The organism is Shewanella sp. 2_MG-2023, from assembly GCF_030548905.1.
Taxonomy (GTDB): Bacteria; Pseudomonadota; Gammaproteobacteria; order Enterobacterales; family Shewanellaceae; genus Shewanella; species Shewanella electrodiphila.
The window spans coordinates 220,436-245,903 of sequence record NZ_JAUOSO010000002.1 but is presented as its reverse complement, the minus strand read 5'-3'; the positions used below and the strand labels follow the sequence as shown (position 1 = coordinate 245,903).

Here is a 25,468-nt window from a genome sequence, read left to right as displayed (position 1 = left end):
CAGTTAGTTTGTTTCGCTCTGCTTCACATTTTAGGCAACTACAATTGAGAGCTTTATGCGGGAGGCTGAGTGTTGGTTAATATCGAAGTTGTGTTGGTAAACTCATTTACAATAAATGAAAAAGGCGGAAACCCAGCAGGTGTTGTCTTGAATGCCGACCAACTATCGGATGCTAAAAAACTCAAAATTGCACAAGCAGTAGGATATTCAGAAACGGCTTTTGTTTCCAGTGATGACGAAGCTGATTGTGAAGTCTCTTTCTATACTACAACAGGCGAAGTTGACTTTTGCGGTCACGCTACATTAGCAACTTTTTATATTCTGTACCAAAAGGGTATTCTTTCAGCAGGCTCTTATGTTCAACGCACGAAAGTTGGAATGTTACCAGTGATCATCGAGCCAAATGGTAAAGTAGTGATGGAGCTGCAATTGCCGCAAAAGTTAGATACCTTCTCATACCAAGAAATTTCAAAAGTTATTGGCATTGAAAGCAATATTTTAGAAAGCACGAAGTTACCTATTGAAGTTATTTCAACGGGGCTACCTGATGTGATTATTCCTGTTCCTAACGGATATTTAGATGTAATAGAACCAGATGATGAACTAATCGCTAACTTTTGTGAAAATCATAAAGTTGTTGGTTTTCATGTTTTTGAGCTTTGTGACGCTGAAAGTAAACTTACAGCAAGCTGTCGTAATTTTGCTCCATTATTTGGTATCTCAGAAGAATCAGCTACGGGCAGTTCTAGTGGTGCTTTAGCATGTTATCTCACAGAGTATCTAGCTTTGGGATGTGACTATGTTTTTGAGCAAGGTAGATCTATGGGTTGTACTTCTATAATTACAGCATCTGTTAAATCTGATAACTCTAGTGTAATCAATGTGAAAGTGGGTGGCTTTGCGAGTATCGTCGGTAAGTTGGTAATTCCCGTATAACAGGGCATTCAAACGGACTAATAACAGTTGGCTTTCCGTTCGTGCCTCACTTATTGTAATCAAACTGTCATTAGCCCCTTTAATGGGCGTTGTATGTTTCGGAGAAACCGTGGAAGTACCTGATATAAAGAGTCTATGTTTGAGCCTTACTGATGCAACAGTAGCAGAAAGTGGTGAGCCTTCGAACGTACTTACATATAAAGTACGGGCTCGAAACTTTGCTTACTTTAAAACAAGCGAACCAGAACGTTGGCGTTTTAGTATCCGTGTATCCCCTGAAAGGTTTTTGGAACTAACGGATCAACCAGGTGTAAAACCTGCTCGCTACATGCATCGGTTTCATTGGATTACTATTGTCAACGTTAGCGAATTTGATCCAACGTATTTAACAGAGTTAGTTGGTTGGTCTTATCGTAAGGCTTGTTCAACATTAAGTAAAAAAGCACAACGTGAGTTAAACATAAAACAAGAAAATTAACAGGACTATGCTCTTCCCTCAGTTTAGTCATCAGTTGGATAGATTTCCTCTCGATTCATAATTTAACCAACTGTTTTTGTTCGATTAAGTTGGCGTTGTACTTCAATCAGGTTATTGGGGATATCGGAAATATTGGTAATATGGAAATAAACAAAGATTCTGATCTTATGGCCTTACATCGAGTAATCGTTGAAGCTAAATTTACTGCGAATAATATGGCTATATATTGCATGTTTAATTACAAGACTGACAAATTATAATTGGCTTTTCATTAGTGCCTTAATTATTGTAGCCAACGGCAATTTACTGCTTTAAACAGCGTTAAGTCACAAGGAGGTACAGTGGAAAGTTTAAAAAAATATCCCATCTCGCTTCATGAGATATATAAAGCTAAAAAGGTTGTTTCAGCTTATATAAATCGGTCACCTCTGATTAAGTATGATGGTTTATCCAAGCTGCTTGGTTGTGAGGTGTATGTGAAGCATGAGAATCAAAATATAACCGGAAGTTTTAAAATCAGAGGAGGCATAAACATTATGTCACACCTCAAAAAAGCTAACGTGAACGGGGTTGTTACTTTCTCTACAGGTAATCATGGTTTATCTGTTGCCACTTCAGCCAAGATGTTTGGCATTCCTGCAATTGTCGTTGTGCCTGTCGGATCTAATCCTGTGAAAATTAAATTAATTAAAGATGCAGGTGCTGACGTGATTGAGTCAGGTGAAAATTTTGACGAAGCGGCTAAAGTTGTAACTGAAATTAACCAAACTAGAGGTTATTACTACGTTCATCCAGCAAACGAGCCACTTGTAGTAAATGGTGTTGGTACAGAGTTTCTCGAAATAATCGAAGATATTCCAGATATTGATGCTGTGATTTTACCGTTAGGTGGTGGTAGCGAAGTGGCATCAGCGGTTACTGTACTAAAATCAATATCTCCTCGAATCAGTATCTATGCTGTCCAAGCAGAATTATCTTCGGCAGCTTATCAATCATGGTCTAGCAAGGAAATTGTCGCAAGCTCAAATCAAACTTTTGCAGGTGGTTTTGCCACAGGTACAGCCTACGAAACTACTTTTAATATTTATCGTGATAAATTAGATGACTTTGTTCTCTTATCAGAGCAAGAAATTTTGCAAGGTATAGCCTTAGCTGCTCACCATACCAAGAATTTAGTGGAAGGCGCGGGGAGTTCAACAATTATGGCAGCATGGAAGTTAAGAAAGCAGTTAGCGGGTAAGAAGATTGTTCTTCAGTTTAGCGGCTCAAATGCATCACCTGATGAGTTAGAAAAGGCTTGTGAATTATCTGGTTTTCGGGATGGAAAAGTAACTTAACATTTAAGAGTGAATCGTAACGCTTGTCGTTTTCGCTTCTCTCAAAGTCTAGACAAGCGCCACGTACATCTTAATGCTGCGTTAAACAACAGCTGCAGCTTAATACCTTTGCACGTGTTGAATATTGCCAAAGTTACTGTTCAAACTCTTCTTTCACTTGCTGTAGCAGGAGTTTTTGATGTTCTTTGGTGATGCCAATATTCATTCGGCATAACCTAATGGCATAGGCAAACTTGTCTTTGCCAACAATGGTTAATAATTCGCTTAATAGATGTTTGTTAAGCATTAACGTATCGCAATAATGATTTATTGCTTTAGTGAGGGAGTTAAAGGTTAAACCATCAAACTCAAACTGACCGCTGTAGCCTTGTTCGATATCCACTGCATTGAGTACTAATGGCCATCCTTTTGCGTTAATACGGCCTTTAGCTATGTTGTACATCATCCATGCACTTTCTTTAAAGCCTGAAAGAATACGACAATCAAAGCCTGACTCTTCTAGTTCTTCTTCAGTCCAGTTAATCCCGATGGCTAAATCTTTATGGTAAATCTTCATTAGCTCATCTTTTACGCCGTCGCGGCAATCCCAAATCGATGTTAGCGGATTTTTTTTCGCTAAGCGGGTGCATTCGCTGCAAGCGGGAACCGTCAGGGAAGGGTGCGGTGTACTCGGTTTAGCGTAAAAACTAAAAACGTCATTAGACGGTTCAGCACAAAACCAACATTGATGGCGTAAATCAAAAGGGATTTCAACTAAAGGCGGTAAATGGTTCACAGCAGACCTATTGGTAAAAGAGGTTCAATAAAAAAGCTGCTGAAATTCGTTATATTTCACGAATGTTCTAGCAGCTTTATGTAGTAGCAACTATATGCTGTCGCAACTATATGCTGTCGCAACTATATTGTAGCAACTTGATGAGCAGCGATTATTCGGCTTCTACGTCAACTAATTCTTTTGCTAGTACGATTGGGTCAACTTCAATACATTCTTGATCAGCAATCCAGTCTAATCCGACTAATACGCCGTCTTCGTTTAAATCGCCAACCCAGTATTCTAAAAATTCATTTAGGCTAATTTTAACTGCTTTGTACTCAGCCCACTCTTCAGTGCAATGGCTTGATGCTGCAGATTCTGTTGACCATAAAGGCATAACATCAGTTTCTTCGAATTCAGAAGAGTCACATACAACCCAACCTTCGCCCGTTTCATCCGCTAAGCCCCATAGGACTTGATGTTCTTTAACGTTCTCAATAAAGCTTGCAACAGCAGGGGTTTGTTCAATCATGATTAGTCTCTTTGATGAATTCAATTAACGGGACGATTATACGGTAACTCTAAACAATACAAAACACTATTACGCGAATGTGACAATATCAATTTCAAGATGAACTGAAATTAACCAGATAAACACAAAATTTCAATATTTAAGACTTAAAGGCTCTTGTTTCCTGAATCGCTATCAGTCACGATGTGAACAGTCATTATTTGTAGAAGTATTCATTTATGGTGCGTTTTAAATTTTCTCCTGTTTTTAAGTCAGTGATTTTACTTTCGAGTTGCTTTGTTAGTCTTCAATCTATCGCAGCGCCTGACAATTTTGCTCAATGTGTTGATAACCTTAAAGTCAAAGCACGCAGTGAAGGTTTGTCTGAACAAACCATTAATACCAGCGTCGCAAACCTTAAATTTATTCCTCGGGTTATAGAACTTGATAATCAGCAACCTGAATTTAGTCAAACTTTTGGTAATTATTTTAATAAACGCGTGACAGATTGGCGCGTTAAAGAAGGCCGACGCTTACTTGCTGAACATCGCGAGTTGCTTAACGAGTTAACTAAAAAGTACGGCGTACCTGGTCAATATATTATGTCGTTCTGGGGATTAGAAACCAACTTTGGTGGCTATAAAGGCAAAATGTCGGTGCTCAACTCTTTAGCGACATTGGCGTGCGACCCAAGACGCAGTGATTATTTCACCAATGAGTTAATGCAAGCATTAAAGCTGAAAGAAAAGTATAACTTTGATGATGCCACTATGGTGGGGTCATGGGCTGGCGCAATGGGGCACACCCAGTTTATGCCTACCAATTACGCTAAGTATGCGGTTGATGGCGACGGCGATGGCAAAGTCGATTTATGGAATAGCACTGCTGATGCGCTAACTTCAGCGGCTAATTTTTTACAACAACTTGGCTGGAAAGCCAATGAACGTTGGGGACGTGAAGTTAGCTTACCTGAAAACTACGACTATCAATATTTAGGCCGTAAACACCCTCAACCGTTAACTCAGTGGGCTGAGCTTAATATTACTCAAACTAGCGGTAAAGCGTTATCAACACCTGATATGACAGCATCTTTGTATGTGCCATCTGGTCACACTGGGCCTGCATTTTTAGGTTACGACAATTTTGATGTCATTATGCGCTGGAATCGTTCAGAGTTTTACGCCATTGCTGTCGGCCATTTAGCTGACCGAATTAATGGCGCTGCGCCGCTTGCAATCAGTGCGCCTGAGCATGGCATGTTTAATCGCAGTGACATTAAAGTCATGCAAGCAAAGCTTAATGAATTAGGCTTTGATGTTGGTAAACCTGACGGCGTGTTAGGGCGTAACTCCATTGCAGGTGTACAAGCATTTCAGCGCAGTAAAAACTTGATCGCCGACGGTTTCCCTGATGAAAAAACCTTTGAAGCACTCGGTATGACGTTGAGTCAATAAGCTTTAAAGTGAGTGATGACATCATAGTAGGGATAAGAGAGTGTCATTTCCTTTTGCTCATCACTCAGTATTAGCAGAAAGTAATTAGGTTCTGCTTTTTGCTGGCAGCTTGGTAATCGATTTGTTAAGCTGCGGCAATGATAGAAATCGAAGTAAATTAAGGACATTCGATGACAGCTCAAGATAATATGGTTGTACGTTTCAACTACACACTTCGCGACGAGAAAGGCGAAGTGATTGAAACTAACGAAGGCGGATCGCCAATTGCTTACTTACATGGCCATGACAACATGATGCCAGGTATTGAAGATGCAATAACGGGTAAAGAAGCTGGGGCTAAATTCAGTGTAACGCCTCCTGCTGCAGACACTTATGGCGAACGTATGGAAGCGGCAGAGCAGCGCGTTTCAGTAAAACATTTGCAAGGTGCTAAAGTCTGGAAAGCAGGCATGCCAGCTATTGTTAATACCGAACAAGGTCAACGCCAAGTGACAGTGGTTAAAGTTGGTAAGTTCATGGCAACTATCGATACTAACCATCCTTTATCAGGGCGTGAACTGACTTTTGATATTGAAGTGGTTGATGTTCGTGAAGCAACTGATGAAGAAATCGCACACGGCCATTCACATGGTGAAGGCGGTCATCAGCACTAATATTGATTAACATCAATTGTTAAGTGTGAATAGTTTAGTGCTATAAGCTTTGTTTAATCCCAAGTGAACCTCACTTGGGATTTTTGTTTTCAGTTTGGCTAAATCGGAAATGTATTAATGATTATTGAATTTTCACAAGGCAAGTTAGTCGTGACACCATTTGAAGTGCAATGCCGCCTTAACGTGAATAGTATTGTCTTAACTGCAATGGTAGATGATATGAAGTGTATTGCAGATAGATTATTACTGATTGCAGATGCTGGTGCGGTTCGCTGGAGTTTGCAGTTGGATAACAATCAACAGTTTTATGAAGTGATTGAAATTCTGGGTATCGCACCAGAGTAAAGTCTCTGTTGGTGCGATATCCATGCTCAATCATTTATTGCTCACAAGCCACAAGCCACAAGCCACAAGCCACAAGCCATAACCGATAACTCATACTAATGAGTAAAAGAATTCCCCTAGACTCGAGTTTCTAAAGTTCTGAGCGATTGTGTGGACGCATGTAATCGATAATCGGCCCTTCTGGTACTACTTGAGTTGGATTAATGTGATGATGGCTAAAGTAATAATGCTGTTTTATGTGCTCAAAATTCACGGTGTCGGCAATCCCTGGTTGTTGATATAAGTCTCGTAAATATCCCGACAGGTTTGGATAAGATTCAATCGTACGTAAGTTGGTTTTAAAATGTCCCACATACACGCAGTCAAAACGGATAAGCGTTGTAAATAATCGCCAATCAGCTTCAGTGATTTGATTACCAAGTAAATACCTCTTGTTAGCCAATATAGCCTCTAAGGTATCAAGTGTGTCAAATAATGGCATTACAGCTTCTTCATAGGCTTTTTGAGTGGTAGTAAAGCCTGAGCGGTAAACCCCGTTATTGATGTTGGGGTAAATAAGCTCGTTTAAAGAATCTATTTCTGATTGAAGTTCTAACGGATAGTAGTCTTCTGTATTACCAGTTACTTTATTAAACACTGAGTTAAACATTCTAATGATTTCTGAAGACTCATTACTCACAATGGTATTTTGCTGCTTATCCCATAAAACTGGCACAGTCACTCGGCCGCTATAATCGGGCTTTGCTTGCAGATATACCTGATACATAAAGTCTTTATTAAACAGTTCATCAACTTGAGCATCATCAATAGCATAAGCATCTGTTGATTGATTAGGGCCTTTAAATTCCCAACCGTTTGCAAGCATATGTGGCTCAACCACAGTGACACCAATATGCGCGGTTAATTGTTTTAGCTGCCTAAATATCAAGGTTCGATGAGCCCAGGGGCAGGCTAATGATACATATAAATGATAGCGGCCAGACTCTGCTTTAAAGCCAGCACTTCCAGATAATCCGGCGCTGCCATCAGGCGTGATCCAGTTGCGAAGCTGCGCATCTTCTCGTTGAAATTTACCGCCATTTTCTTTGGTGGCATACCATTGGTCGACCCATTGTCCGTTTTGTAACAATCCCATTCCCACACCTATGACTTCAGAATAAAAATTAAGTGTAGATTACTAATTTATCGAAAATAAGCGGATTAAATTGTCATTAATTTTCTATTTTTTCGATGTTTTATGGCTTGTAAAACTGGGTCTATATCAAATCGGCTGAAAGTCAAACTGTGATCTCGGCCTTGTTGATCAGTAATTTAAAGGGGTGTTTTACTAAAAAGATAATCAGGCAAAGCACTGTTTTGCACAAAGTCATTTTAAATTAACAGATTATCACCCTTATCTTTTTATTGATTCCATTTTCGATATAACGAAGAAGTAGCGTAAAAAACATTGTTTATAAATGGTTTGTAATCAGTAGTGTAACTTATTGTTGTTATTGGGTTAAATATCACAAACTGTAATTAAAGTGACATAAAAACAGTCCAGTGTTTGCTACGATTCGGCGCAGAGCTGGGTAGCTCGTAAATATAAAAATATATTGATTAGGGGTTAGATCATGAAAAACACGTTATACAAAGGACTCGTTGCAACAGCTGTACTTGCAGCCTTATCAGGTTGTAGCAGTGACGATGATAAAGACCAAACAGCATGTGAAGCTGCGGGTGATGCTTGTACTAGCTTTACCGTTATTCATACCAATGATAACCATGGTCGCTTTTGGGAAAATAGCGACGGTGAGTATGGCATGGCTGCACGTAAAACGGTTATTGACCAAATTCGCGCAGAAGTTGAAGGTCGTGGCGACGAAACAATTCTTTTATCAGGCGGTGATATCAACACGGGTGTACCAGAATCTGATATGCAAGAAGCGATTCCTGACTTTGTTGGCATGAACTTACTTGGCTATGACGCAATGGCTGTCGGTAACCATGAGTTTGATAACCCATTAAGCACGCTAGATATGCAATCTACATTGGCTAACTTCCCAATGCTTGCTGCAAACATCTACGACAAAAATGCTGAAGAACGTTATTTTGAGCCATACCGTGTATTCGAAATTAACGGTCTTAAAGTGGCGATCATTGGTTTCACTACAGTAGATACTCCTAAAATCGTTAACCCTGAAAACGTTGAAAACTTAGAGTTTACAGATCCTCAAGTTGAGCTACCAAAAGTATTAGCTGAAATCGAAGCTAACGAAGAAGTGGATATGGTATTTGCAGTGACGCATATGGGTCACTATGCTGATGGCAACCACGGCACTGAAGCACCTGGCGATGTGATGTTGGCTCGCTCAGTTGAAGAAGGTCAATTACACGCGATTATTGGTGGTCATTCACAAAACCCGGTGTGCATGGAAGGCGATGATTACGCAGATTTTGCCCCAGGTGAAGAATGTAAACCAGATCAACAAAACGGCACTTATATCATGCAAGCCCACGAATGGGGCAAGTATGTTGGCCGTGCTGACTTTGAATATATGGATGGTGAGTTGACACTTGCGAACTACTCGCTAATTCCTATCAATTTAAAAGAAAAAGATGACAACGGTGATTTAGTTTTCATTACTGAAGAAATTGAAAAGAATCAAACCGTGTATGACATGCTTAAGCCTTACCAAGAACGTGGCCAAGAGCTACTTGATGTGGTTATCTCGTACACAGATGGCAAGTTAGAAGGTGACCGTGAGGTTGTTCGTGTTGAGCAAACTAACCTAGGTAATTTATTAACAACGGCATATTCTGAGTTTGTTACTAATAACTTCAACGTGACGGCTGATTTCGGTGTGATGAACTCAGGTGGTGTGCGTGCATCTATTGCTGAAGGTGATATCTCTTACCGTGACGTGTTAACTGTACAACCTTTCGGAAACTTCGTTGCTTACGTCACAATGACAGGGGCTGAAGTTGAAGACTATCTTGCTAATATTGCAGTTAAAACTGGTGGTGGTTACCCACAACTAAATGATGTTGCAATGGATGTTAATTGTGATGCAGGCACTGTTGATATTGCTAGCTTAGGTGGCCGTTCGTTTGATGTTGCTGAAAACTACACTTTCTCAGTGATCCACTTTAGCGCTGCTGGTGGCGATGATTACCCAGTCATCAATACACATGAAAACTACATTGATACTCAGTTAACTGATGCTGCTGTATTCCGTGAGTATTTCGTAGCGAATCCAGAAATCTCAGCTGAAGATTACGCGCCTGTAGAAGGGCAATTAAACTTCTACCGTAATGGTTCAGAAGTTAAGAGTTGTGCTCAATAATTCAATTTGAGTAACACTGTTAATCAAAAAAGGTAGCTTAGGCTACCTTTTTTATTATCTGAAAGGACAGAATTCTATTGATAGGTTAACGAGTTAAACTCTTTCAGTTAAGATAGCGGCAATAAATAATAAAGGATTAGATTATGCCGTCTGCAAGCACAGCACTTGAACGTATTACTATTGAACCGACCACAGCTGCAACCGCATGTGTTATCTGGCTTCATGGCCTTGGTGACTCTGGCGCAGGCTTTGCTCCTGTTGTGCCATTATTAGGCTTGCCACAAAATCACAGTATTCGTTTTGTATTTCCTCACGCGCCAGAACAAGCGGTGACCATTAATGGTGGCTATATCATGCGTTCTTGGTATGACATTAAAAGCATGGACTTACATGATCGTGCTGACATTAATGGCGTACTCGCATCAGAAACAGCCGTAAAAGCGCTGATTAATGAGCAAATAGAAGCAGGTATTGCCGCTGAAAATATTATTCTGGCAGGGTTTAGTCAAGGCGGTGTCATGAGCTTATTTAGTGGCTTACGTTTTGAGCACAAACTTGCTGGTATTATGGCGTTATCGTGTTATTTACCTGCCGGCGAAAGCTTACCTGATGATTTACACTCAGCAAATGCACAAACAGAATTATTGCAACATCATGGTGAGCAAGATGAAGTCGTGCCACTATTTGCCGGAAAAATGGCTTTTGATGCACTCACTAAAGCGGGCTATACATCGACTTGGAAAACCTATCCAATGCCTCATAGTGTTATTCCTGAACAGTTAACTGAAATTGGTGCGTGGATTTCGTCTAAATTGATGCGCTAATTGTTTTGTAAATAGCATAATAACTCGAGCTTAGACGATATATGCTCGGTTAAATAACCATCATAAAATAAAAGGCTTAGGGTGAAAGTTTAATAAACTTACACCCTAAGCCTTTTTTGTTTATACATTATCACTATCATTAAAAAACTCTTGTTTTTTAATGAGGACAATTGCTGCAAAATTATTGAATAAACTCTTGTTCTATAAGGTTTTGAATTCAAAAAAATGACATATAATGCTGGTATTTTGTTAAGATGGTCACTCATTTTTGTGACACAGTTTTATTGCGTATTGATTGAATTTGTCTACGCCCTGTTAAAAACGGATAGAATAATGATAAGAAAAATTCCGCACACAAAACGATTAACACAGAGCCTTAGTTTAGTTGTCGCTTGTGTCAGTTTGTTCAGTTTAAGTGGCTGCGAGCAACGCCCAACCTGTGAAGATAACAATTGCACAAAGTTTACCGTATTACATACCAATGATAACCACGGCCGTTTTTGGCAAAATAAAGCGGGTGAAGCTGGTATGGCTGCTCGCTTTACTGTGATTGATAATATCCGTAAACAGGTGACTGCAGAAGGGGGCCATACATTGGTACTTTCTGGCGGTGACATCAATACAGGCGTACCAGAGTCAGATTTACAAAAAGCAGTACCAGACTTTATTGGTATGAATATGATTGGTTATGATGCGATGGCAGTCGGTAACCACGAATTTGATAACCCATTGTCTGTTTTGGATGAGCAAGCTGAACTAGCAAACTTCCCAATGCTTGCCGCGAATATTTATCGTAAAGACACCAATGAGCGTTATTTTGAGCCTTATAAAGTGTTTAACCTCGGTAACATCAATATTGCTGTTGTGGGGTTAACCACCGACGATACGCCAAAGTTAACGAATCCGCTTCATACCGAATCTTTAATCTTTACTAACCCGATTGAAGAAATGCAAAAGTTATTACCGCAAATTAATGCTGATGACAGCATTGATTTAGTGTTTGCGGCAACACATATGGGCCATTATCAAAATGGTGAGTTTGGCAGTAATGCCCCTGGTGATGTCACTATGGCAAGAGCCCTAAACGAGGGTGATCTTGATGCTATTATTGGCGGCCATTCACAAAACCCCGTGTGTATGAGTGGGCGTAAAAGTGAGTATGATACGCGTTTTATGCCTGGCGATTCGTGTCGTCCTGACAAGCAAAATGGAACTTACATTATGCAAGCTCATGAGTGGGGGCGATATGTAGGTCGTGCAGACTTTGAGTACGTGAATGACAAGTTGTATTTAGTCGATTATCAATTAATCCCAATTAACTTAAAGCGTATGGCATTTGGTAAAAAACTAGCGTGGCCAGTTGCTGAGCCTATTGAGCGTAATGCAGATGTTGAAGCGGCGCTTAAGCCTTATCAAGATAAAGGCAGCGCAGAGCTTGATGTCATCATTGGTAAAGTGGATGGCTTACTGCAAGGCGATCGTAAAGTGGTTCGCGCGCAGCAAACCAATTTAGGGCGCTTAATTGCGAAAGTACACAGTGAAAAAGTGCGTGCTGATTTTGGCATTATGAACTCAGGTGGCGTGAGAGCATCAATTCAAGCCGGAGATGTGGCATACCGTGATGTATTAACCGTTCAGCCATTTTCAAATACGATTGGTTTTGCTGAAATGTCTGGTGAGAAGTTAGTTAAGTATTTATCTAAAGTGGCGACTAATACTCGGACCAGTGGTGCTTACGCGCAGTTTTATGGCATTGATATGACGGTGATGTGCCGCGATCAGCAGGTTGAAATACACACAATTAATAATCAGCCTTTTGACATTAATGAAAACTATACTTTCTCAATACCAAGCTTTAGCGCAGCAGGTGGTGATAACTATCCCAAGATTAATATTCTAGAAGCGGGCTATGTTGATGCGATTGAACTGTATGACTACATTAAACAGCATGAGCAGATAAATATTGCTGATTATGCGCCAAATGGAGAGCTTAAATTCAAGCAATCTAAGAGTAGTTTAGGCTGTAGTATCTATTAATTTTCAAGCTTAGTTTGAATAAATTAGTGTAGAAAACTGAAAGGCAATCGCAAGGTTGCCTTTTTTGTTGCCATTTTTATAAAATTTATTTTTAACATAAACCACTGTATTTGTTGTGTTATAAAAAATAAATTCAAAATAAATAAAAATAATATCCGATATTTACTTGAAAACAAAAATATCGTTCTCATATCTAGTTATAAGTTAGGCACGCTCAATAGAGGTACTAACTTCCATTACGCCGTAAGGGTAATGACAAACGCCAATAATGGCATATTTATTTTCACATATTGCTTTAGACAAGGGTATGAACATGCGCAAATTTAACTTAACTCCAGATTTAACTCCTCTTTACCGCAGTGCAATCGGTTTCGATCGTTTAGCTAAAATGGCTGAGCACGCTGCAGTGCAAAATGGTAACACTGGTTACCCTCCATACAACATCGAATTACTGGGTGAGAATCGTTACAGCATTACTATGGCAGTTGCAGGTTTCACCATGGACGAACTTGATATCACCAGCGAAGGCGACAAGTTATTAGTCAAAGGCAGCAAAGTTGCAGCCGTAAACGATGAGCGTAAATACTTACACCAAGGTATTGCTGAACGCGGATTTGAACGTACTTTCCAATTAGCTGATCACGTAAATGTCGTGGGAGCAGGCTTAGAAAATGGCCTATTAAATATTGAATTAGTGCGTGAAATTCCTGAAGCATTGAAAGCGCGTAAGATTAAAATTAATGGCGCTAACGTAAACAATACCATCGAAAGCTAACCTTTCGACGCTATCTCTTACTCATTGCAATGAGAGGTTGTTGATGATGAGAGATAGCAAACCTTGTAAAACATTGTTTCATCCGTGCTATTTAATTCCCCTATGCACTCATCATGCATTTTAAGTAGCACAAGTTTCACATCTTCCCTGATTATTTTGCCCAACGAGACTCTATTTCCTTGTTGGGCTTTTTAGTTTTCAAATCAACATAATTACAGTTTTAATCTTGAATGAGTGCTTTATCTAAGATGACAGAGCCTACGCCATCAATGCCTAGCGCATCTTCTGGGTTGTAAATTGGACAACTCGTCATAGATAAACAACCGCAACCAATACATCCGTTTAGTGAGTCTCTGAGCTCAGTTAAATAATGAATGCGCTGAGTGAGTTTATCGTGCCATGCTTGTGATAACTTAGCCCAATCTTCTTTGTTTGGCGTGCGATTATTGGGTAAGTGACTAAGGGCATGCTTGATTTCCTGTAAACTGATCCCCATTTTTTGTGCTGCTTTAATCACAGATATTCGCCGAATGACATCCCTGCGATATCGCCGTTGATTCCCTTGATTACGTAAACTGCTAATTAATCCTTTAGTTTCGTAAAAGTGCAAACTAGACACCTTAATGCCGCAACGTTTGGCGACTTGACCTACGGTTAGATCCGCTTCGTTTAACATGCTTCTCCTTAGCAGTTACTACTCATCTCGTTTAAGCCTCATACATGTGAATCTTAAATATCAAAAATAAATGACAAAAAATGACTATTTAGGGCTTTACCTCAACTTAGGTTGAGGTTTTATAGTGGCTTCATCTTATATAACCCATCACTAAATTGAAACCAAAGAGTGGTTGGCGCCTCAAGGATAAAAGGGATAAGGAGATTGTGTATGAGCAAACCAATATCAGTGAATCGGCCTTTAATGGATCAGAGAAGCGCTGTTTTGAACCAAGCGAACACAGCTGGCTTGGGCATTGAGTTATTTAACAAAAAAGAGGTTCAAACCCAAATAGCTATTAGAAATGTCATTGAAAAAACGCAGCAACTATTTAGTCAAACAATGGAAAACAAATAACTCTGAACTCTTCTCATTTTTAAAAGTGCCAGATAAAAAGTAATCAATTAAAAGTAATCAATTAACAGGAAGTCATTATGCGCTTAGAACATTTGAATTTAGTCGTAAACGATTTAGAAACAACACTTAAATTTTATCAAGCGGCATTTCCTCATTGGAAAGTCAGAGGTGGTGGAGAGGGGGAATGGCATGGGGTGCAGCGAAAATGGATTCATTTTGGCGATGACTATAACTACCTTTCTTTCAATGATAATGGCAAAGGAAAAATCCGCCCAGTTGAAGGCTATGATTTAGGACTTGCTCATTTCGCCTATGTGGTGACAGATTTAACAAGCTTAAATCAAAGGCTGATTGCAGCAGGTTTTGAAATCGCGATTATTGGCGGCAAAGACGCGAACTACAACAGCGTGTATTACATCGATCCTAATGGCCACGAAGTAGAATTTGTTGAGTATTTAACGGATATCCCGAGTGAGCGTAATTTCTATTTATAGATTACTGTCTAATTGGAATGAATACTATGAGATTAAATCAAGTCACACTCCCTGTTAATGATATGGCTAAAGCCTGTGAGTTTTACCTAACCTTGGGGTTTACACAAATTGTAAGCACAGCAGCCGATGGTAATCATTATGCACGATTTGCTTGTCCTGAAGGTGAGGCGACATTCTCTTTGTCTTTTTTGGGTGGAGAGTCTTTGCAAGGATCTGATTCTATACAGAAGAGAGACAATACCAGCGTGATCTACTTTGAGCACCAAGATTTAGATGTGTGGGTTGAAGCGTTAATACAACAAGGAATTATATTTGAACAGTTACCTGTTGATGAGCCTTATCTTTGGCGTGAAGCGGTGTTATTTGATCCGTCAGGGAATAAAATCAAACTGTATTGGGCGGGAGAAAACCGTTTAAATCCGCCATGGCGAGTGAATATAAAGCAGTGAACTTATGCTAAGCGAAATAAAATATAATAGAAAATTAAATCTAACTCAAAAACTAAATCCAAATCTAAAACAAAAAGCCTGCATCTTCATCTTGAAATGCAGACTTTAGAATTTAGATTACTGTTTCCATGGGTTCACACTGCCGCTACCATTTGGGACTGATGCAGGTTTTGACTCAGATGAACCTTGTGAACGGCGATCATCAGAAGTGCGCTGTGTACTTTTAGCACCATAAGGTGAACTCGCGGCTTCTTCTTGGTTGAATTTTTTAGCTTTATTTTTGTTGTAGTGGTTATTCTTTGGTTTGTCAGATTTACCACGTGACATCTTAGGCTTATCTTGATCTGTTTTAGGCTTTGGCGCTTTTGGATTTTTAGGCACAAAATCTAAAATGGAAATAGGCACTTCTTTTCTTGGCGCAAAACCTTCAACCTCTTTGCGTTCAATAATATGGCCTAAACGACGCTCAATTGCGCACAGGTTTTTAAAGTCATCTTTTGACACCAATGAGACAGCAGTACCTTGTGCGCCAGCGCGGCCCGTACGACCAATACGATGAACATAATCGTCAGCAGGAAATGGTAAATCATAGTTAATGACTAATGGTAAGTCATCAATATCAATACCACGGGCAGCGACACCAGTAGCAATTAAGTAAGTAATTTTACCTGCTTTAAAGTCCGCTAAAATCTGCTCGCGTATCGGCTGACTTCGACCACTATGGAAAGACTCTGCTATGATGCCTCGTTTCTCTAATTGGGTAACAAGTTTCGCTGCACCATGCTTGGTTTCAATAAAGATTAGCGCTTGTTTCCAATCATTTTCTTGGATTAAATGACTTAATAAAGCGGATTTTTTATCTTTATCAACGGTGACTAACCATTGATCAATTTTAGGCTTAGCGTCAGCATCCGTTTCAACAGAAATCTGCACCGGCGTTTTCATTGCTGTTTTAGCTAATGCGCGAACTTGATTTGATAAAGTGGCCGAAAACAACATGTTCTGACGTTCGTCAGGTAACAACTCAATAATGCGATTAATGTCTTCAATAAAGCCCATATCGAGCATGCGATCGGCTTCATCGAGCACTAACACTTCTAGCTCGTCAAAGTGGACTGCACGTTGGGTGTACAAATCGAGCAAACGGCCTGGTGTGGCAACGAGTATATCAATGCCTTCAATGAGACGCTGTTTCTGTTGTTTACTGTCAACGCCGCCGTACATCACCATTGAATTGATGGACAAATGCTTACTGTATTGCTGAATATTTTGCTCTACTTGTACTACTAGTTCGCGAGTTGGAGCAAGTACCAGCGCTTTAACTCGTTTACCACGTACTTTACGAGGCTCTTTGAAACGTTCAAGTATTGGCAAGACAAAGCTGGCTGTTTTACCGGTACCGGTTTGCGCTGCAGCAATGATATTTTTACCCGACAAGGCCACTGGAATTGCTTTTTGTTGAATTGGAGTCGGCGCGCTGTAGCCTAACTCATTAAGAGCAAGTGTGATGGGTTCGCTTAATCCAAGCTTGGAAAATGGCATGTGTTATCTCAGGTAAAATGTCAGTAGTGTCTGCAATGTTAGTTGATAACATTGCGACTTTGAAAAGCAGAGTATTATAGCAGAGTGGATAAAGTATAGGATAGCTGAGTTTGTGGCTAAGGATTAAAAAGGGAGCAAATGCTCCCTTTACGGTTCATGATTTAACACTATTAAAGCGATACACTGTAAATGTTAATTTTTACAAGGTTTATGCTTTCATGGCCTTATCACCACGCGCAAGACCTACAACACCCGAACGTGATACCTCAATCACTTTAGTGACCTCAGCTAATGCACTGATAAATGCATCGATTTTATCGCTAGTGCCCGCCATTTGAATGGTATAAAGGCTTGAAGTGACATCGACAATTTGGCCACGGAAAATATCAGCAGTGCGCTTTACTTCTTCCCGTAGTTCGCCTTGAGCTTTAACTTTAACTAATGCCAACTCACGTTCAATGTGTGCATTCTCAGTGATATTGGACACTTTTAATATATCTATGAGCTTGTGCAGTTGTTTTTCGATTTGCTCATGAACATTGGCTTCAGCATTAACGGTAATATTTAGACGCGATAATGTGGTGTCCTCTGTTGGTGCTACGGTTAAACTTTCGATGTTATAACCGCGTTGAGAGAATAAACCTACAACACGAGATAATGCGCCCGGTTGGTTTTCAAGTAATACAGAAATAATACGACGCATTAGCTTCTCTCCGTTTTGCTTAACCACATATCTTTCATTGACTCACCACGAATAAGCATTGGGTAAACGTGCTCAGTTTCATCAACACTGATATCAACAAAGACTAATTTGTCTTTCATTGCTAATGCTTCTGCAAGCTTAGACTCAAGTTCATTAGGATCGCTAATCGTCATGCCAACATGGCCATAGGCTTCTGCAATCTTGGCAAAGTTCGGTACTGAGTCCATATAAGAATGAGAGTGACGACCTGAATAAATCATGTCTTGCCACTGCTTTACCATACCTAAGAATCGGTTATTCAAGTTGATGATTTTCACTGGGGTATCATATTGCAGTGCCGTTGATAGCTCTTGAATGTTCATTTGAATTGAACCATCACCTGTTACACAAACAACGGTTTCATCTGGCATTGCCATTTTAACCCCCATGGCTGCAGGTAAACCAAAGCCCATGGTGCCTAAGCCTCCAGAGTTTATCCAGCGACGTGGTTTATCAAATGGATAATACAGTGCAGCAAACATTTGGTGCTGGCCAACATCAGATGTGACGTAAGCATCACCGTCGGTCAATTTATGCAGTACTTCGATCACTTGTTGCGGCTTAATACGATCGGTGGTTTTATCGTATGCCAAGCTATCACGTTCACGCCATTGATTGATATCAGTCCACCATGCATTGAGTGCTTCGCTGTCATTGGTTTTTTGAGTCTCATCAAGTAGCTTGAGCATGCTGTCTAAAATGTTTTCAGCAGAGCCAACAATTGGGATATCTACTCTGACTGTTTTTGATATCGAAGATGGATCAATATCAATATGTAAGATGGTTGCATTAGGGCAGTACTTCTCGACATTATTCGTTGTCCGGTCATCAAAACGCACACCGATACCAAAAATAAGGTCACTGTTATGCATTGCCATGTTGGCTTCATAACGGCCGTGCATGCCAAGCATACCTAAGAATTGCGGATGACTGCCTGGGAAAGCACCTAAACCCATTAATGTGTTAATCACAGGAATATTTAAACGTTCTGCCAGTTGCAGGATTTGCTGGTCGCACTCAGAGATAATCGCGCCACCACCTACATATAAGATAGGTTTTTTAGCCGCTAATAATGCATGTAAACCACGACGGATTTGGCCCTTATGGCCTGATGTCGTTGGATTGTAAGAACGCATGTTGACTGATTCTGGGTAAACGTAGTCGTGAAGAAGCTCAGGATTTAAGCAGTCTTTTGGTAAATCGACAACCACAGGTCCAGGGCGGCCAGTTGCAGCAATAAAGAAGGCTTTTTTGATAATTTCAGGGATTTCACGGGGATCTTTCACTAAAAAGCTGTGTTTTACAATCGGTCGAGAAATACCAATCATGTCACATTCTTGGAATGCATCATTACCAATTAGGTTGCTGGGTACTTGGCCTGACAAGACCACCATTGGGATAGAGTCCATGTATGCAGTAGCAATACCTGTAATCGCATTGGTTGCTCCAGGACCTGAAGTGACTAGTACTACGCCAACATCACCAGTTGCGCGCGCATAGCCATCAGCCATGTGGACAGCAGCTTGTTCATGTCTTACAAGGATATGTTCTACACCTGCAATTTTATGAAGAGCATCGTAGATATCAAGAACTGAGCCACCAGGGTAGCCGAATATGTGTTTTACGCCTTCGTCTATTAACGAGCGCACTATCATGCTTGCGCCGGATAATTTTTCCATTGCTAAATCCTCTTAAGTTACCGTTGTGGGTAAACAGTATCTTGTTACAACGACGGTAATCGTTCTAAAAGTAGGTTCGAATGGTAATTCGAACTCGTTTATCTTTGCAGTCGATAACCGCCTTAGATAATTGTCTTGTTTTCATATGATATTGAGATAACACCAAGTGAAACAAGATGATTTCATCATAATTAATTTTGAAATTGATACAAGAGTGATTTTGAAATTAACTAAGAAACTTGAGTGTATTTCATGAATATTGATTAATAATGACTAATAAGTCAGAAAAACACATTAAATTAAGTGTTATTTGCAGTTTATTGAATATAACTTTTGTTATAGAGCGTACAAATAGCACATTTTAGGACGCACATATTGGCTAAAAGAACTGGAATAGGAATTGATCAATTTAATAATGAAAATGGGGTCGTGGCATTATTGAATAGAGTGATACATAGCATCACTCTTATTCATAAAATTCTAATGTGCTGGTTGAGTTCGCTGAAATAGCAAACAGACCATGACTAACATAACTGAAATCAGCATCATTGCAGAAAAAGGCACTGCAGTACCTGTGTAAAATACTGCTAGTAAAGGCCCTGCAAGAGAGCCAAACCCAAAGCGCAATGTACCAATCACGGCAGTCGCAGTTCCAGTTTCCTTTTTAAATTTCATCAATACAATCGCATCAGCATTGACTGACATAATCCCTAAACAGCCCATTAATGGAATGAGCATTGCCACTGTGTAATGGTAACTTAGGTCAATAATATTAACGATCAACAATCCAGTGGCTGAAAGCGTTGCAAACACCGTGGCCACAAACAACATTCGGCTAGAACCATAGCGACCGACAATCCTTGAATTAACAATATTAGCGAGCATCAACGCGCCAACATTAGTGCTAAACAAAATCGCGAATAGTGATTTATCTAACCCGAACACTTCCATATATATGAAAGGAGAGGCTGTTAAGTAACAGAAAAAAGCAAACGATGTGAGCACGCCACAAGTGATATTAACCTTAACGCCCTGACGAGTTAACACGGTTTTATAGGACTTAAGAAAAGACTGAGTACTGCGACTGTCTTTTGCCTTATCGCTTGGCATTTTAAGTTTAAACAACACCAGCATTAACAATACAATCGCGTAGCAGCTTTGGCTTATAAAGATCAGCGGCCATTCACCAAACTCTAAAATTAAACTGCCAAGTGTTGGTGCTAATAAAGGGGCAAGCATCATGATTAAACTGACATAAGACATGCCTTTAGCCGTATTATCACCATAAACCTCTTTGATATAACCAGGAACAACCACAGTTGCAGCGGCGCCAATAAACGCTTGAATAAACCTCAAGGCTAAAAATGTTTCAATGCTGCTACTAAAAGAGATAAATAAACTAATTAGCGTAAAACCACTGAGACCGAAAATGACCAAAGGCCTACGACCAAAACGATCCGCAAGTGGGCCGAATGTCAGCATGCCAAGCGCATACCCAGCTAAATAAATACTTAAAGACTGTTGTACGGTGGTGACGTGGGCATCATAGCTTATTGCAATAGCTGACATCGCTGGTAAATACATATCAATAGCTAATGGCGTGATAGCAACAATGGCCGCAAGCATTGGAATTAACATGGCAAGATGCGGAGAATTTTGTGCAGTATTATTTGAATGAGTGTTTGAAGACGGGCTCACACATACCTCAGTAATAAAAAAGAGTGAAGGCAAAAGAAGAGGAACGAAGAAAATTCCATAGAGGATTTTAACATGATTAGTGTTTACTAATGGGAATTATTTAATAAGAACTTGTATCAAAATCTTTACTGGATCAACCAAATAGGATGTAACAATAGCTTAACAAGAGTGTCGCGTGATTGTCATTGAACTTGGGTAGCTTACCTGAAATTTTAATAACAAGTACGTAACAGGAAAGTGATGATGAAAACCAATATTTTACCCATAGCCGCTATTGTTTCTATGATGCTATTAACTGGCTGCGATGGTGACGACGGCTCTGATGGCAGCTAAGGTAGTGATGGTATTAATGGACTAACTTCGTTACTCACGACAAGTTCGTTAGCTTCTGGTCATGCTATTTGTCCTTTTGGTGGAAAGCAAATCGATACCGGCATTGATACCAATGGAAATGGCATTTTAGACAGTGACGAAATCATTTCTGCCCAAACTCAGATTATCTGTGATGCTCAGCAAGGCGTTTTATCTTTAGGACTTATAGGTCGTTACGAGTCTGGCGTGTTTGGGAAAAGTGCTGCTGAAATTGTTGATTATCACGTAGCAAGTCATCTAGCGTTTGTGGTCAATGCTCAAAGTGGCATGGTCGATGCAATTAGCCTTGAGAGTGTTGAGACTCAAGCTGTTGATGCAGCAGAGGCTTCTACATTAAGTAACTTAGAAAAAGTATACAGTTTAGATGTTGCTACAGATGCAGAATTAACTGGTCTAGGTAGCGTTAATAGCATCAGTATTTATGGCGACCTTTTAGCTGCTGCCGTTGAAAGAGCTGATGATGTAGGCAATGCGACGCAAGGTAACGGCGTTATCGCCTTTTATCAATTATCTGATGTTGATGCGCCAAGTTTTATTAAAACTGTCAACGTAGGTGCATTACCCGATAACGTGGTGTTTACCCATGACGGTACCAAAGTGATTATAGCCAATGAAGGTGAGCCTAACGATGCTTACACGGTAGATCCCGAAGGCAGCATTTCAATTATCGAAGTGGTTGATAATATTCCTGCCGATATTGCTACATTGATTACCTTTAACGAGTTTGATGCAGGCAATGCACGCCATGATGAATTAAGCGACTTGATTAAACTCAATGGCCCTGGTGCTTCAGTTTCTGAAGATCTAGAGCCTGAATATATTGCAGTCTCTAAAGATAACCAATATGCCTATGTCAGCCTACAAGAAAACAATGCTATTGCAGTGATTAACTTGGCTGATAATACGGTTGAAGCGATTAATGCACTTGGTCTTAAAGATTATGGAAAAGCGGGGAACGAAATCGATGCCAGTGATAAAGATGATGCTATCAACATCACGGCATACGAAGGTGTTTACGGCATGTATCAGCCAGATACGATAGCAAGTTACCAATGGCGTGATCAGGACTTTATTGTTACAGCCAATGAAGGTGACGCACGTGATTATGACGGTTTTTCAGAAGAAGAGCGGGCTGAAGACTTACTGCTAGAGCCAAACCATCCACAAATTTTAACAGCACAAGATAAGACTCAGCTAGGACGTTTAAAAATTACCACTAGCATGGGCGATGATGATGGCGACGGTGATATGGATAAAATCGTCTCATATGGCGCACGTTCATTTTCGATATGGACCCATGATGGCCAACAAGTTTTTGACAGTGCTAGCCAGTTCGAGCGCATTACAGCTGCGATCTTAGGTGATAACTTCAATAACCATAACGAAGAAAGCAAAGGCGATAGCCGTAGTGATGATAAAGGGCCAGAACCTGAAGCGTTAGCTATTGGAGAAATTGGTGATAAAAAATATGCTTTTATCGGATTAGAGCGCACGGGTGGTTTTATGGTTTACGATATTACTAACCCATTTGATGTTAGCTTTATTGATTATGTGATAAATCGAGATTTTGATATTGATTTTGAAATCGATGGTGATGATATTTCAGGTCAACCTGAGCTTGCTGGTGACTTAGGGCCTGAAGGCATGAAGTTTATCGGTGCTGATATGAATCTGACAGGCAAACCATTGTTAGTTATTGGCAATGAAGTGAGTGGCACGACAAGTGTTTATCAGCTGGATTTTAATCAATAAAAGCACACTGTTGTATTAATACTCAACGGCAGCTCTCGCTGTGCAAAGCCAATACTGAAAAGTATTGGCTTTTTATTTGGTTAGCGAAAGCACCTGATGAATATTCCTGATATGGCTAACTAATACTCAGTGAACAACAGTGGCTAATACAGTTATCGTTTTATTGTATAAAAAGGAGATTTTATTCTGCTTAAGATCATGTATTCTGTATTTATGTGAGCAAGTTAACGACTGGGCGGGAGAGATAATGGCAGAAGTAAACAGTGACGCTTGCTTAATTGGTGAGCATGTCATTTTAGAACCGTTGACACCTGAGCATGTGACTGCGTTAAGTCTAGCTGCAACTGATGGGAGTTTGTGGGAATTGTGGTTTACCACTGTGCCTCACCCAGATGATATGAAGGCTTATGTGGAAAAGGCTTTAGTGCAAGAGAGTCATGGTGAAGCTTTAGCATTTGTGGTCAGAGAAAAGACTTCAGGTGAAGTCATTGGTTGTACTCGTATCTGTAATTGGGATCAACCCAATCGTCGCTTAGAAATTGGTTACACTTGGTATGCCAAAAGAGCACAGCGTACAGCGGTGAATACAGAGACCAAATTACTGATACTCACTTATGCATTTCAAACCTTGGATGTGATGGCCGTAGAGTTTAGAACCCATTGGCATAACCAAGCATCTAGACAAGCCATTATGCGCTTGGGTGCGAAGCAAGATGGTGTACTGAGAAACCATAAATTATTGAAAGACGGCACAGTACGAGACACTGTGGTGTATTCGATCATCGATAGTGAATGGGCCACGGTAAAAAAACATTTAAAACATCGCCTAGATTATTATCAACAGCAAAATGCCAATGCCATTTTGCATACAGAGATAAATTACTAACCATAAAGCTGAGTCAATTTAACGGTTATTGTGGTTTAAGTCGTAATCAGTTAAGTATCAGGAATAAAGGATATTTCATGTTAAACAAAGGATTTCAATTAGCTGCAGCAGTGGTTTTACTTACTGCAGCAAGCAGTAGCTATGCACAAGATAAAGCTGAAGAAGCTTTCAGTAACGAGTTAGTGCAATGCGCTGCGTATTACGAAATCGCATCTGGTGTGATCATGGGGATGGATGCACCACAGATGCAAGCCGTTGGCGGCAGACTTAAAGATTCAGGTCTTGAAGCTGAAAAGATTGCTGGACAATATATGCCTGCCGAGAAAGTAGAAGCGGCAGTTGCGACTGCAAAAGAGCAACAAATTGCCAGCCTTGGCGGCTCAAGTGGTTTAGGACCATTAATGGGTAAGTACAAAGATTTATGTAAGAAAGTGGTACTGGATCCAAAGTCTCGCCTTGAATATTGGGCGATGGTAACCATGTAATTTAGCTGTAGAGTTAATAGATGATGCGCTCAGCATCATCTATTGTTTAACAGATTTCTTAGTCAGTATCTTCAAGATGCTTACTTGTGTTTTAAAGCCTAAATCATATTAAATTTCTACATTGTACTTTTCTGCAATACGTTTCAATCTTCCTGAATCGCGAATTTCATTAAACCACTTTTGCACATGACTTGCCGAAACCACAGAATTCGGTTTGAGCAAGATGCTATGAGAGTAAGCTTGATCCAATCTCTCTGAGATCAGCAATTGCGACCGTGCATCAGGGTGAGTTTGCAAATAGTGCATAAGGTATGAATGGGTGACAGGGGCAATATCGGCGCGACCTTTGAGAACACTTTCTATTGATGCTTTATTGGTATTAACAAACTGAATATCAAAATTGAGTGCTAACTCTTGGCTGTCGGTATTCCAGTCTGCAAATTGATAATGATAGCCACTCACAAGACTTAATGATTTATCTTTAAAAGATGAAAAATATTCTTGGTTTTTGTCATTATCTCTAAGGGTGATAAACACTTCACCGTCGACAATATCAAGTGGGATAAAGGTGGTGTCAAAGTTTTGCCAACCCCAAATAGGGCTTTCAAAAATCATCATATCGAAACGACCAATGTCATATGCTTGGTAGCGATTTTCAATGCTGGTATTAACAAATTGGAAGTCGACTTCTGATTGAAGTTCATTGAACGCTGCGATTAAATCAATGGTAAACCCTTGAAACATGCCGGCCTCAGAGATATTCACATAAGGGGCAAACAAGTAACCACCCACGTTAACGACAGGTTTAGCCTGAACAGGGTTTATTAGTATTATAAGTGCAGCAATGGCAGATAAAATCTTGTTCAT

25 protein-coding genes are annotated in these 25,468 nt (G+C 40.0%); 16 read left to right on the top strand and 9 right to left on the bottom strand.

The annotated features are described in order from the left end of the window. Nucleotides 1–69 precede the first annotated feature (69 nt). From Q4600_RS03390 to Q4600_RS03380, 3 genes are all read left to right on the top strand, one after another. Nucleotides 70–936, top strand: a complete 867-nt coding sequence (locus tag Q4600_RS03390) for a PhzF family phenazine biosynthesis protein (RefSeq protein ID WP_303514212.1) — start codon at nt 70–72, stop codon at nt 934–936. A gap of 109 nt (nt 937–1,045) precedes the next feature. Beyond that, a complete protein-coding gene (locus tag Q4600_RS03385) occupies nt 1,046–1,414 on the top strand; it encodes an MmcQ/YjbR family DNA-binding protein (RefSeq protein ID WP_303514215.1) in 369 nt (122 codons plus the stop codon). A gap of 341 nt (nt 1,415–1,755) precedes the next feature. Next, on the top strand, nt 1,756–2,751 hold the full coding sequence (locus tag Q4600_RS03380; protein WP_303514222.1) for a threonine/serine dehydratase: 996 nt from the start codon (nt 1,756–1,758) through the stop codon (nt 2,749–2,751). A gap of 133 nt (nt 2,752–2,884) precedes the next feature. Here Q4600_RS03380 and Q4600_RS03375 read toward each other — a convergent pair whose 3' ends face one another. Both Q4600_RS03375 and Q4600_RS03370 read right to left on the bottom strand, forming a co-directional pair. Beyond that, nucleotides 2,885–3,526, bottom strand: a complete 642-nt coding sequence (locus tag Q4600_RS03375; protein WP_303514224.1) for a hypothetical protein — start codon at nt 3,524–3,526, stop codon at nt 2,885–2,887. A 151-nt stretch (nt 3,527–3,677) separates the two neighbouring features. Continuing rightward, nucleotides 3,678–4,037, bottom strand: coding sequence for a DUF2750 domain-containing protein (locus tag Q4600_RS03370; protein ID WP_102527938.1), 360 nt, complete (start codon nt 4,035–4,037; stop codon nt 3,678–3,680). Nucleotides 4,038–4,255: 218 nt separating this feature from the next. Between Q4600_RS03370 and Q4600_RS03365 the strand changes: the two genes are divergently transcribed. The 3 genes from Q4600_RS03365 (at nt 4,256) to Q4600_RS03355 (ending at nt 6,468) form a co-directional block, all read left to right on the top strand. Further along, nucleotides 4,256–5,470, top strand: a complete 1,215-nt coding sequence (locus Q4600_RS03365) for a lytic murein transglycosylase (RefSeq protein WP_303514227.1) — start codon at nt 4,256–4,258, stop codon at nt 5,468–5,470. A gap of 170 nt (nt 5,471–5,640) precedes the next feature. After that, a complete protein-coding gene (locus Q4600_RS03360; RefSeq protein WP_248955737.1) occupies nt 5,641–6,123 on the top strand; it encodes a peptidylprolyl isomerase in 483 nt (160 codons plus the stop codon). Between the two features lie 117 nt (nt 6,124–6,240). Further along, the gene (locus tag Q4600_RS03355) at nt 6,241–6,468 is read left to right on the top strand and encodes a DUF3389 family protein (RefSeq protein WP_102527935.1); all 228 of its coding nucleotides are present in this window, start codon (nt 6,241–6,243) and stop codon (nt 6,466–6,468) included. A 130-nt stretch (nt 6,469–6,598) separates the two neighbouring features. On the opposite strand, the gene Q4600_RS03350 is transcribed toward Q4600_RS03355, so the two are convergent. Further along, nucleotides 6,599–7,603, bottom strand: a complete 1,005-nt coding sequence (locus tag Q4600_RS03350; RefSeq protein WP_303514233.1) for a glutathione S-transferase family protein — start codon at nt 7,601–7,603, stop codon at nt 6,599–6,601. 478 nt (nt 7,604–8,081) lie between these two features. On the opposite strand from Q4600_RS03350, the gene ushA (Q4600_RS03345) reads away from it, so the two are divergent. The 4 genes from ushA (Q4600_RS03345) to Q4600_RS03330 all read left to right on the top strand — a co-directional run bounded on the left by ushA (Q4600_RS03345) (nt 8,082) and on the right by Q4600_RS03330 (nt 13,430). Further along, nucleotides 8,082–9,794 (top strand): bifunctional UDP-sugar hydrolase/5'-nucleotidase UshA, encoded by a 1,713-nt coding sequence (gene ushA / locus Q4600_RS03345; protein ID WP_102527933.1) that lies wholly within the window; start codon nt 8,082–8,084, stop codon nt 9,792–9,794. Between the two features lie 143 nt (nt 9,795–9,937). After that, nucleotides 9,938–10,618: an alpha/beta hydrolase gene (locus Q4600_RS03340; protein WP_303514236.1), complete on the top strand. Its 681-nt coding sequence runs from the start codon at nt 9,938–9,940 to the stop codon at nt 10,616–10,618. A 333-nt stretch (nt 10,619–10,951) separates the two neighbouring features. After that, nucleotides 10,952–12,655, top strand: a complete 1,704-nt coding sequence (gene ushA / locus Q4600_RS03335; RefSeq protein ID WP_102527931.1) for a bifunctional UDP-sugar hydrolase/5'-nucleotidase UshA — start codon at nt 10,952–10,954, stop codon at nt 12,653–12,655. Between the two features lie 313 nt (nt 12,656–12,968). Continuing rightward, nucleotides 12,969–13,430: an Hsp20 family protein gene (locus Q4600_RS03330; RefSeq protein WP_102527971.1), complete on the top strand. Its 462-nt coding sequence runs from the start codon at nt 12,969–12,971 to the stop codon at nt 13,428–13,430. Nucleotides 13,431–13,650: 220 nt separating this feature from the next. On the opposite strand, the gene soxR is transcribed toward Q4600_RS03330, so the two are convergent. Then, on the bottom strand, nt 13,651–14,106 hold the full coding sequence (soxR, locus tag Q4600_RS03325; protein ID WP_283108322.1) for a redox-sensitive transcriptional activator SoxR: 456 nt from the start codon (nt 14,104–14,106) through the stop codon (nt 13,651–13,653). Between the two features lie 210 nt (nt 14,107–14,316). On the opposite strand from soxR, the gene Q4600_RS03320 reads away from it, so the two are divergent. The 3 genes from Q4600_RS03320 (at nt 14,317) to Q4600_RS03310 (ending at nt 15,445) form a co-directional block, all read left to right on the top strand. After that, nucleotides 14,317–14,502 carry a hypothetical protein gene (locus tag Q4600_RS03320; protein WP_303514242.1) on the top strand — a complete coding sequence of 62 codons (186 nt, stop codon included), beginning with the start codon at nt 14,317–14,319 and terminating at the stop codon, nt 14,500–14,502. Nucleotides 14,503–14,576: 74 nt separating this feature from the next. Then, complete coding sequence (locus Q4600_RS03315; protein WP_303514481.1) at nt 14,577–14,996, top strand: VOC family protein; 420 nt, start codon at nt 14,577–14,579, stop codon at nt 14,994–14,996. 26 nt (nt 14,997–15,022) lie between these two features. Continuing rightward, nucleotides 15,023–15,445 carry a VOC family protein gene (locus Q4600_RS03310; RefSeq protein ID WP_303514244.1) on the top strand — a complete coding sequence of 141 codons (423 nt, stop codon included), beginning with the start codon at nt 15,023–15,025 and terminating at the stop codon, nt 15,443–15,445. A 117-nt stretch (nt 15,446–15,562) separates the two neighbouring features. Here the strand turns inward: Q4600_RS03310 and Q4600_RS03305 are convergent, their stop codons facing one another. The 4 genes from Q4600_RS03305 to Q4600_RS03290 all read right to left on the bottom strand — a co-directional run bounded on the left by Q4600_RS03305 (nt 15,563) and on the right by Q4600_RS03290 (nt 21,046). Beyond that, the gene (locus Q4600_RS03305) at nt 15,563–16,987 is read right to left on the bottom strand and encodes a DEAD/DEAH box helicase (protein WP_303514247.1); all 1,425 of its coding nucleotides are present in this window, start codon (nt 16,985–16,987) and stop codon (nt 15,563–15,565) included. A gap of 208 nt (nt 16,988–17,195) precedes the next feature. Continuing rightward, nucleotides 17,196–17,690: an acetolactate synthase small subunit gene (ilvN, locus tag Q4600_RS03300; protein ID WP_102528176.1), complete on the bottom strand. Its 495-nt coding sequence runs from the start codon at nt 17,688–17,690 to the stop codon at nt 17,196–17,198. Next, complete coding sequence (locus Q4600_RS03295; protein WP_303514250.1) at nt 17,690–19,408, bottom strand: acetolactate synthase 3 large subunit; 1,719 nt, start codon at nt 19,406–19,408, stop codon at nt 17,690–17,692. Before Q4600_RS03295 ends, ilvN begins: the two co-directional genes overlap by 1 nt. A 480-nt stretch (nt 19,409–19,888) precedes the next feature. Further along, nucleotides 19,889–21,046 (bottom strand): multidrug effflux MFS transporter, encoded by a 1,158-nt coding sequence (locus Q4600_RS03290; RefSeq protein ID WP_248955863.1) that lies wholly within the window; start codon nt 21,044–21,046, stop codon nt 19,889–19,891. Nucleotides 21,047–21,451: 405 nt separating this feature from the next. On the opposite strand from Q4600_RS03290, the gene Q4600_RS03285 reads away from it, so the two are divergent. The 3 genes from Q4600_RS03285 (at nt 21,452) to Q4600_RS03275 (ending at nt 24,601) form a co-directional block, all read left to right on the top strand. Beyond that, on the top strand, nt 21,452–23,230 hold the full coding sequence (locus Q4600_RS03285; RefSeq protein WP_303514487.1) for a choice-of-anchor I family protein: 1,779 nt from the start codon (nt 21,452–21,454) through the stop codon (nt 23,228–23,230). Between the two features lie 247 nt (nt 23,231–23,477). Further along, complete coding sequence (locus Q4600_RS03280; protein ID WP_303514253.1) at nt 23,478–24,116, top strand: GNAT family N-acetyltransferase; 639 nt, start codon at nt 23,478–23,480, stop codon at nt 24,114–24,116. 77 nt (nt 24,117–24,193) lie between these two features. Then, nucleotides 24,194–24,601, top strand: coding sequence for a hypothetical protein (locus Q4600_RS03275; protein ID WP_303514255.1), 408 nt, complete (start codon nt 24,194–24,196; stop codon nt 24,599–24,601). A 108-nt stretch (nt 24,602–24,709) separates the two neighbouring features. Here Q4600_RS03275 and Q4600_RS03270 read toward each other — a convergent pair whose 3' ends face one another. Further along, entirely contained in the window at nt 24,710–25,468 is a 759-nt protein-coding gene (locus tag Q4600_RS03270; RefSeq protein WP_102528171.1) for an ABC transporter substrate-binding protein, read from the bottom strand.

Coding starts and splice junctions, on each gene's coding strand:
- Q4600_RS03290 (WP_248955863.1), bottom strand. CDS start 21,046: ATGTTAATTCCAATGCTTGCGGCCATTGTTGCTATCACGCCATTAGCT.
- Q4600_RS03320 (WP_303514242.1), top strand. CDS start 14,317: ATGAGCAAACCAATATCAGTGAATCGGCCTTTAATGGATCAGAGAAGC.
- Q4600_RS03340 (WP_303514236.1), top strand. CDS start 9,938: ATGCCGTCTGCAAGCACAGCACTTGAACGTATTACTATTGAACCGACC.
- ushA (WP_102527931.1), top strand. CDS start 10,952: ATGATAAGAAAAATTCCGCACACAAAACGATTAACACAGAGCCTTAGT.
- Q4600_RS03270 (WP_102528171.1), bottom strand. CDS start 25,468: ATGAACAAGATTTTATCTGCCATTGCTGCACTTATAATACTAATAAAC.
- Q4600_RS03330 (WP_102527971.1), top strand. CDS start 12,969: ATGCGCAAATTTAACTTAACTCCAGATTTAACTCCTCTTTACCGCAGT.
- Q4600_RS03280 (WP_303514253.1), top strand. CDS start 23,478: ATGGCAGAAGTAAACAGTGACGCTTGCTTAATTGGTGAGCATGTCATT.
- soxR (WP_283108322.1), bottom strand. CDS start 14,106: ATGTTAAACGAAGCGGATCTAACCGTAGGTCAAGTCGCCAAACGTTGC.
- ilvN (WP_102528176.1), bottom strand. CDS start 17,690: ATGCGTCGTATTATTTCTGTATTACTTGAAAACCAACCGGGCGCATTA.
- Q4600_RS03350 (WP_303514233.1), bottom strand. CDS start 7,603: ATGGGATTGTTACAAAACGGACAATGGGTCGACCAATGGTATGCCACC.
- Q4600_RS03360 (WP_248955737.1), top strand. CDS start 5,641: ATGACAGCTCAAGATAATATGGTTGTACGTTTCAACTACACACTTCGC.
- Q4600_RS03355 (WP_102527935.1), top strand. CDS start 6,241: ATGATTATTGAATTTTCACAAGGCAAGTTAGTCGTGACACCATTTGAA.
- Q4600_RS03305 (WP_303514247.1), bottom strand. CDS start 16,987: ATGCCATTTTCCAAGCTTGGATTAAGCGAACCCATCACACTTGCTCTT.
- ushA (WP_102527933.1), top strand. CDS start 8,082: ATGAAAAACACGTTATACAAAGGACTCGTTGCAACAGCTGTACTTGCA.
- Q4600_RS03365 (WP_303514227.1), top strand. CDS start 4,256: ATGGTGCGTTTTAAATTTTCTCCTGTTTTTAAGTCAGTGATTTTACTT.
- Q4600_RS03370 (WP_102527938.1), bottom strand. CDS start 4,037: ATGATTGAACAAACCCCTGCTGTTGCAAGCTTTATTGAGAACGTTAAA.
- Q4600_RS03310 (WP_303514244.1), top strand. CDS start 15,023: ATGAGATTAAATCAAGTCACACTCCCTGTTAATGATATGGCTAAAGCC.
- Q4600_RS03295 (WP_303514250.1), bottom strand. CDS start 19,408: ATGGAAAAATTATCCGGCGCAAGCATGATAGTGCGCTCGTTAATAGAC.
- Q4600_RS03275 (WP_303514255.1), top strand. CDS start 24,194: ATGTTAAACAAAGGATTTCAATTAGCTGCAGCAGTGGTTTTACTTACT.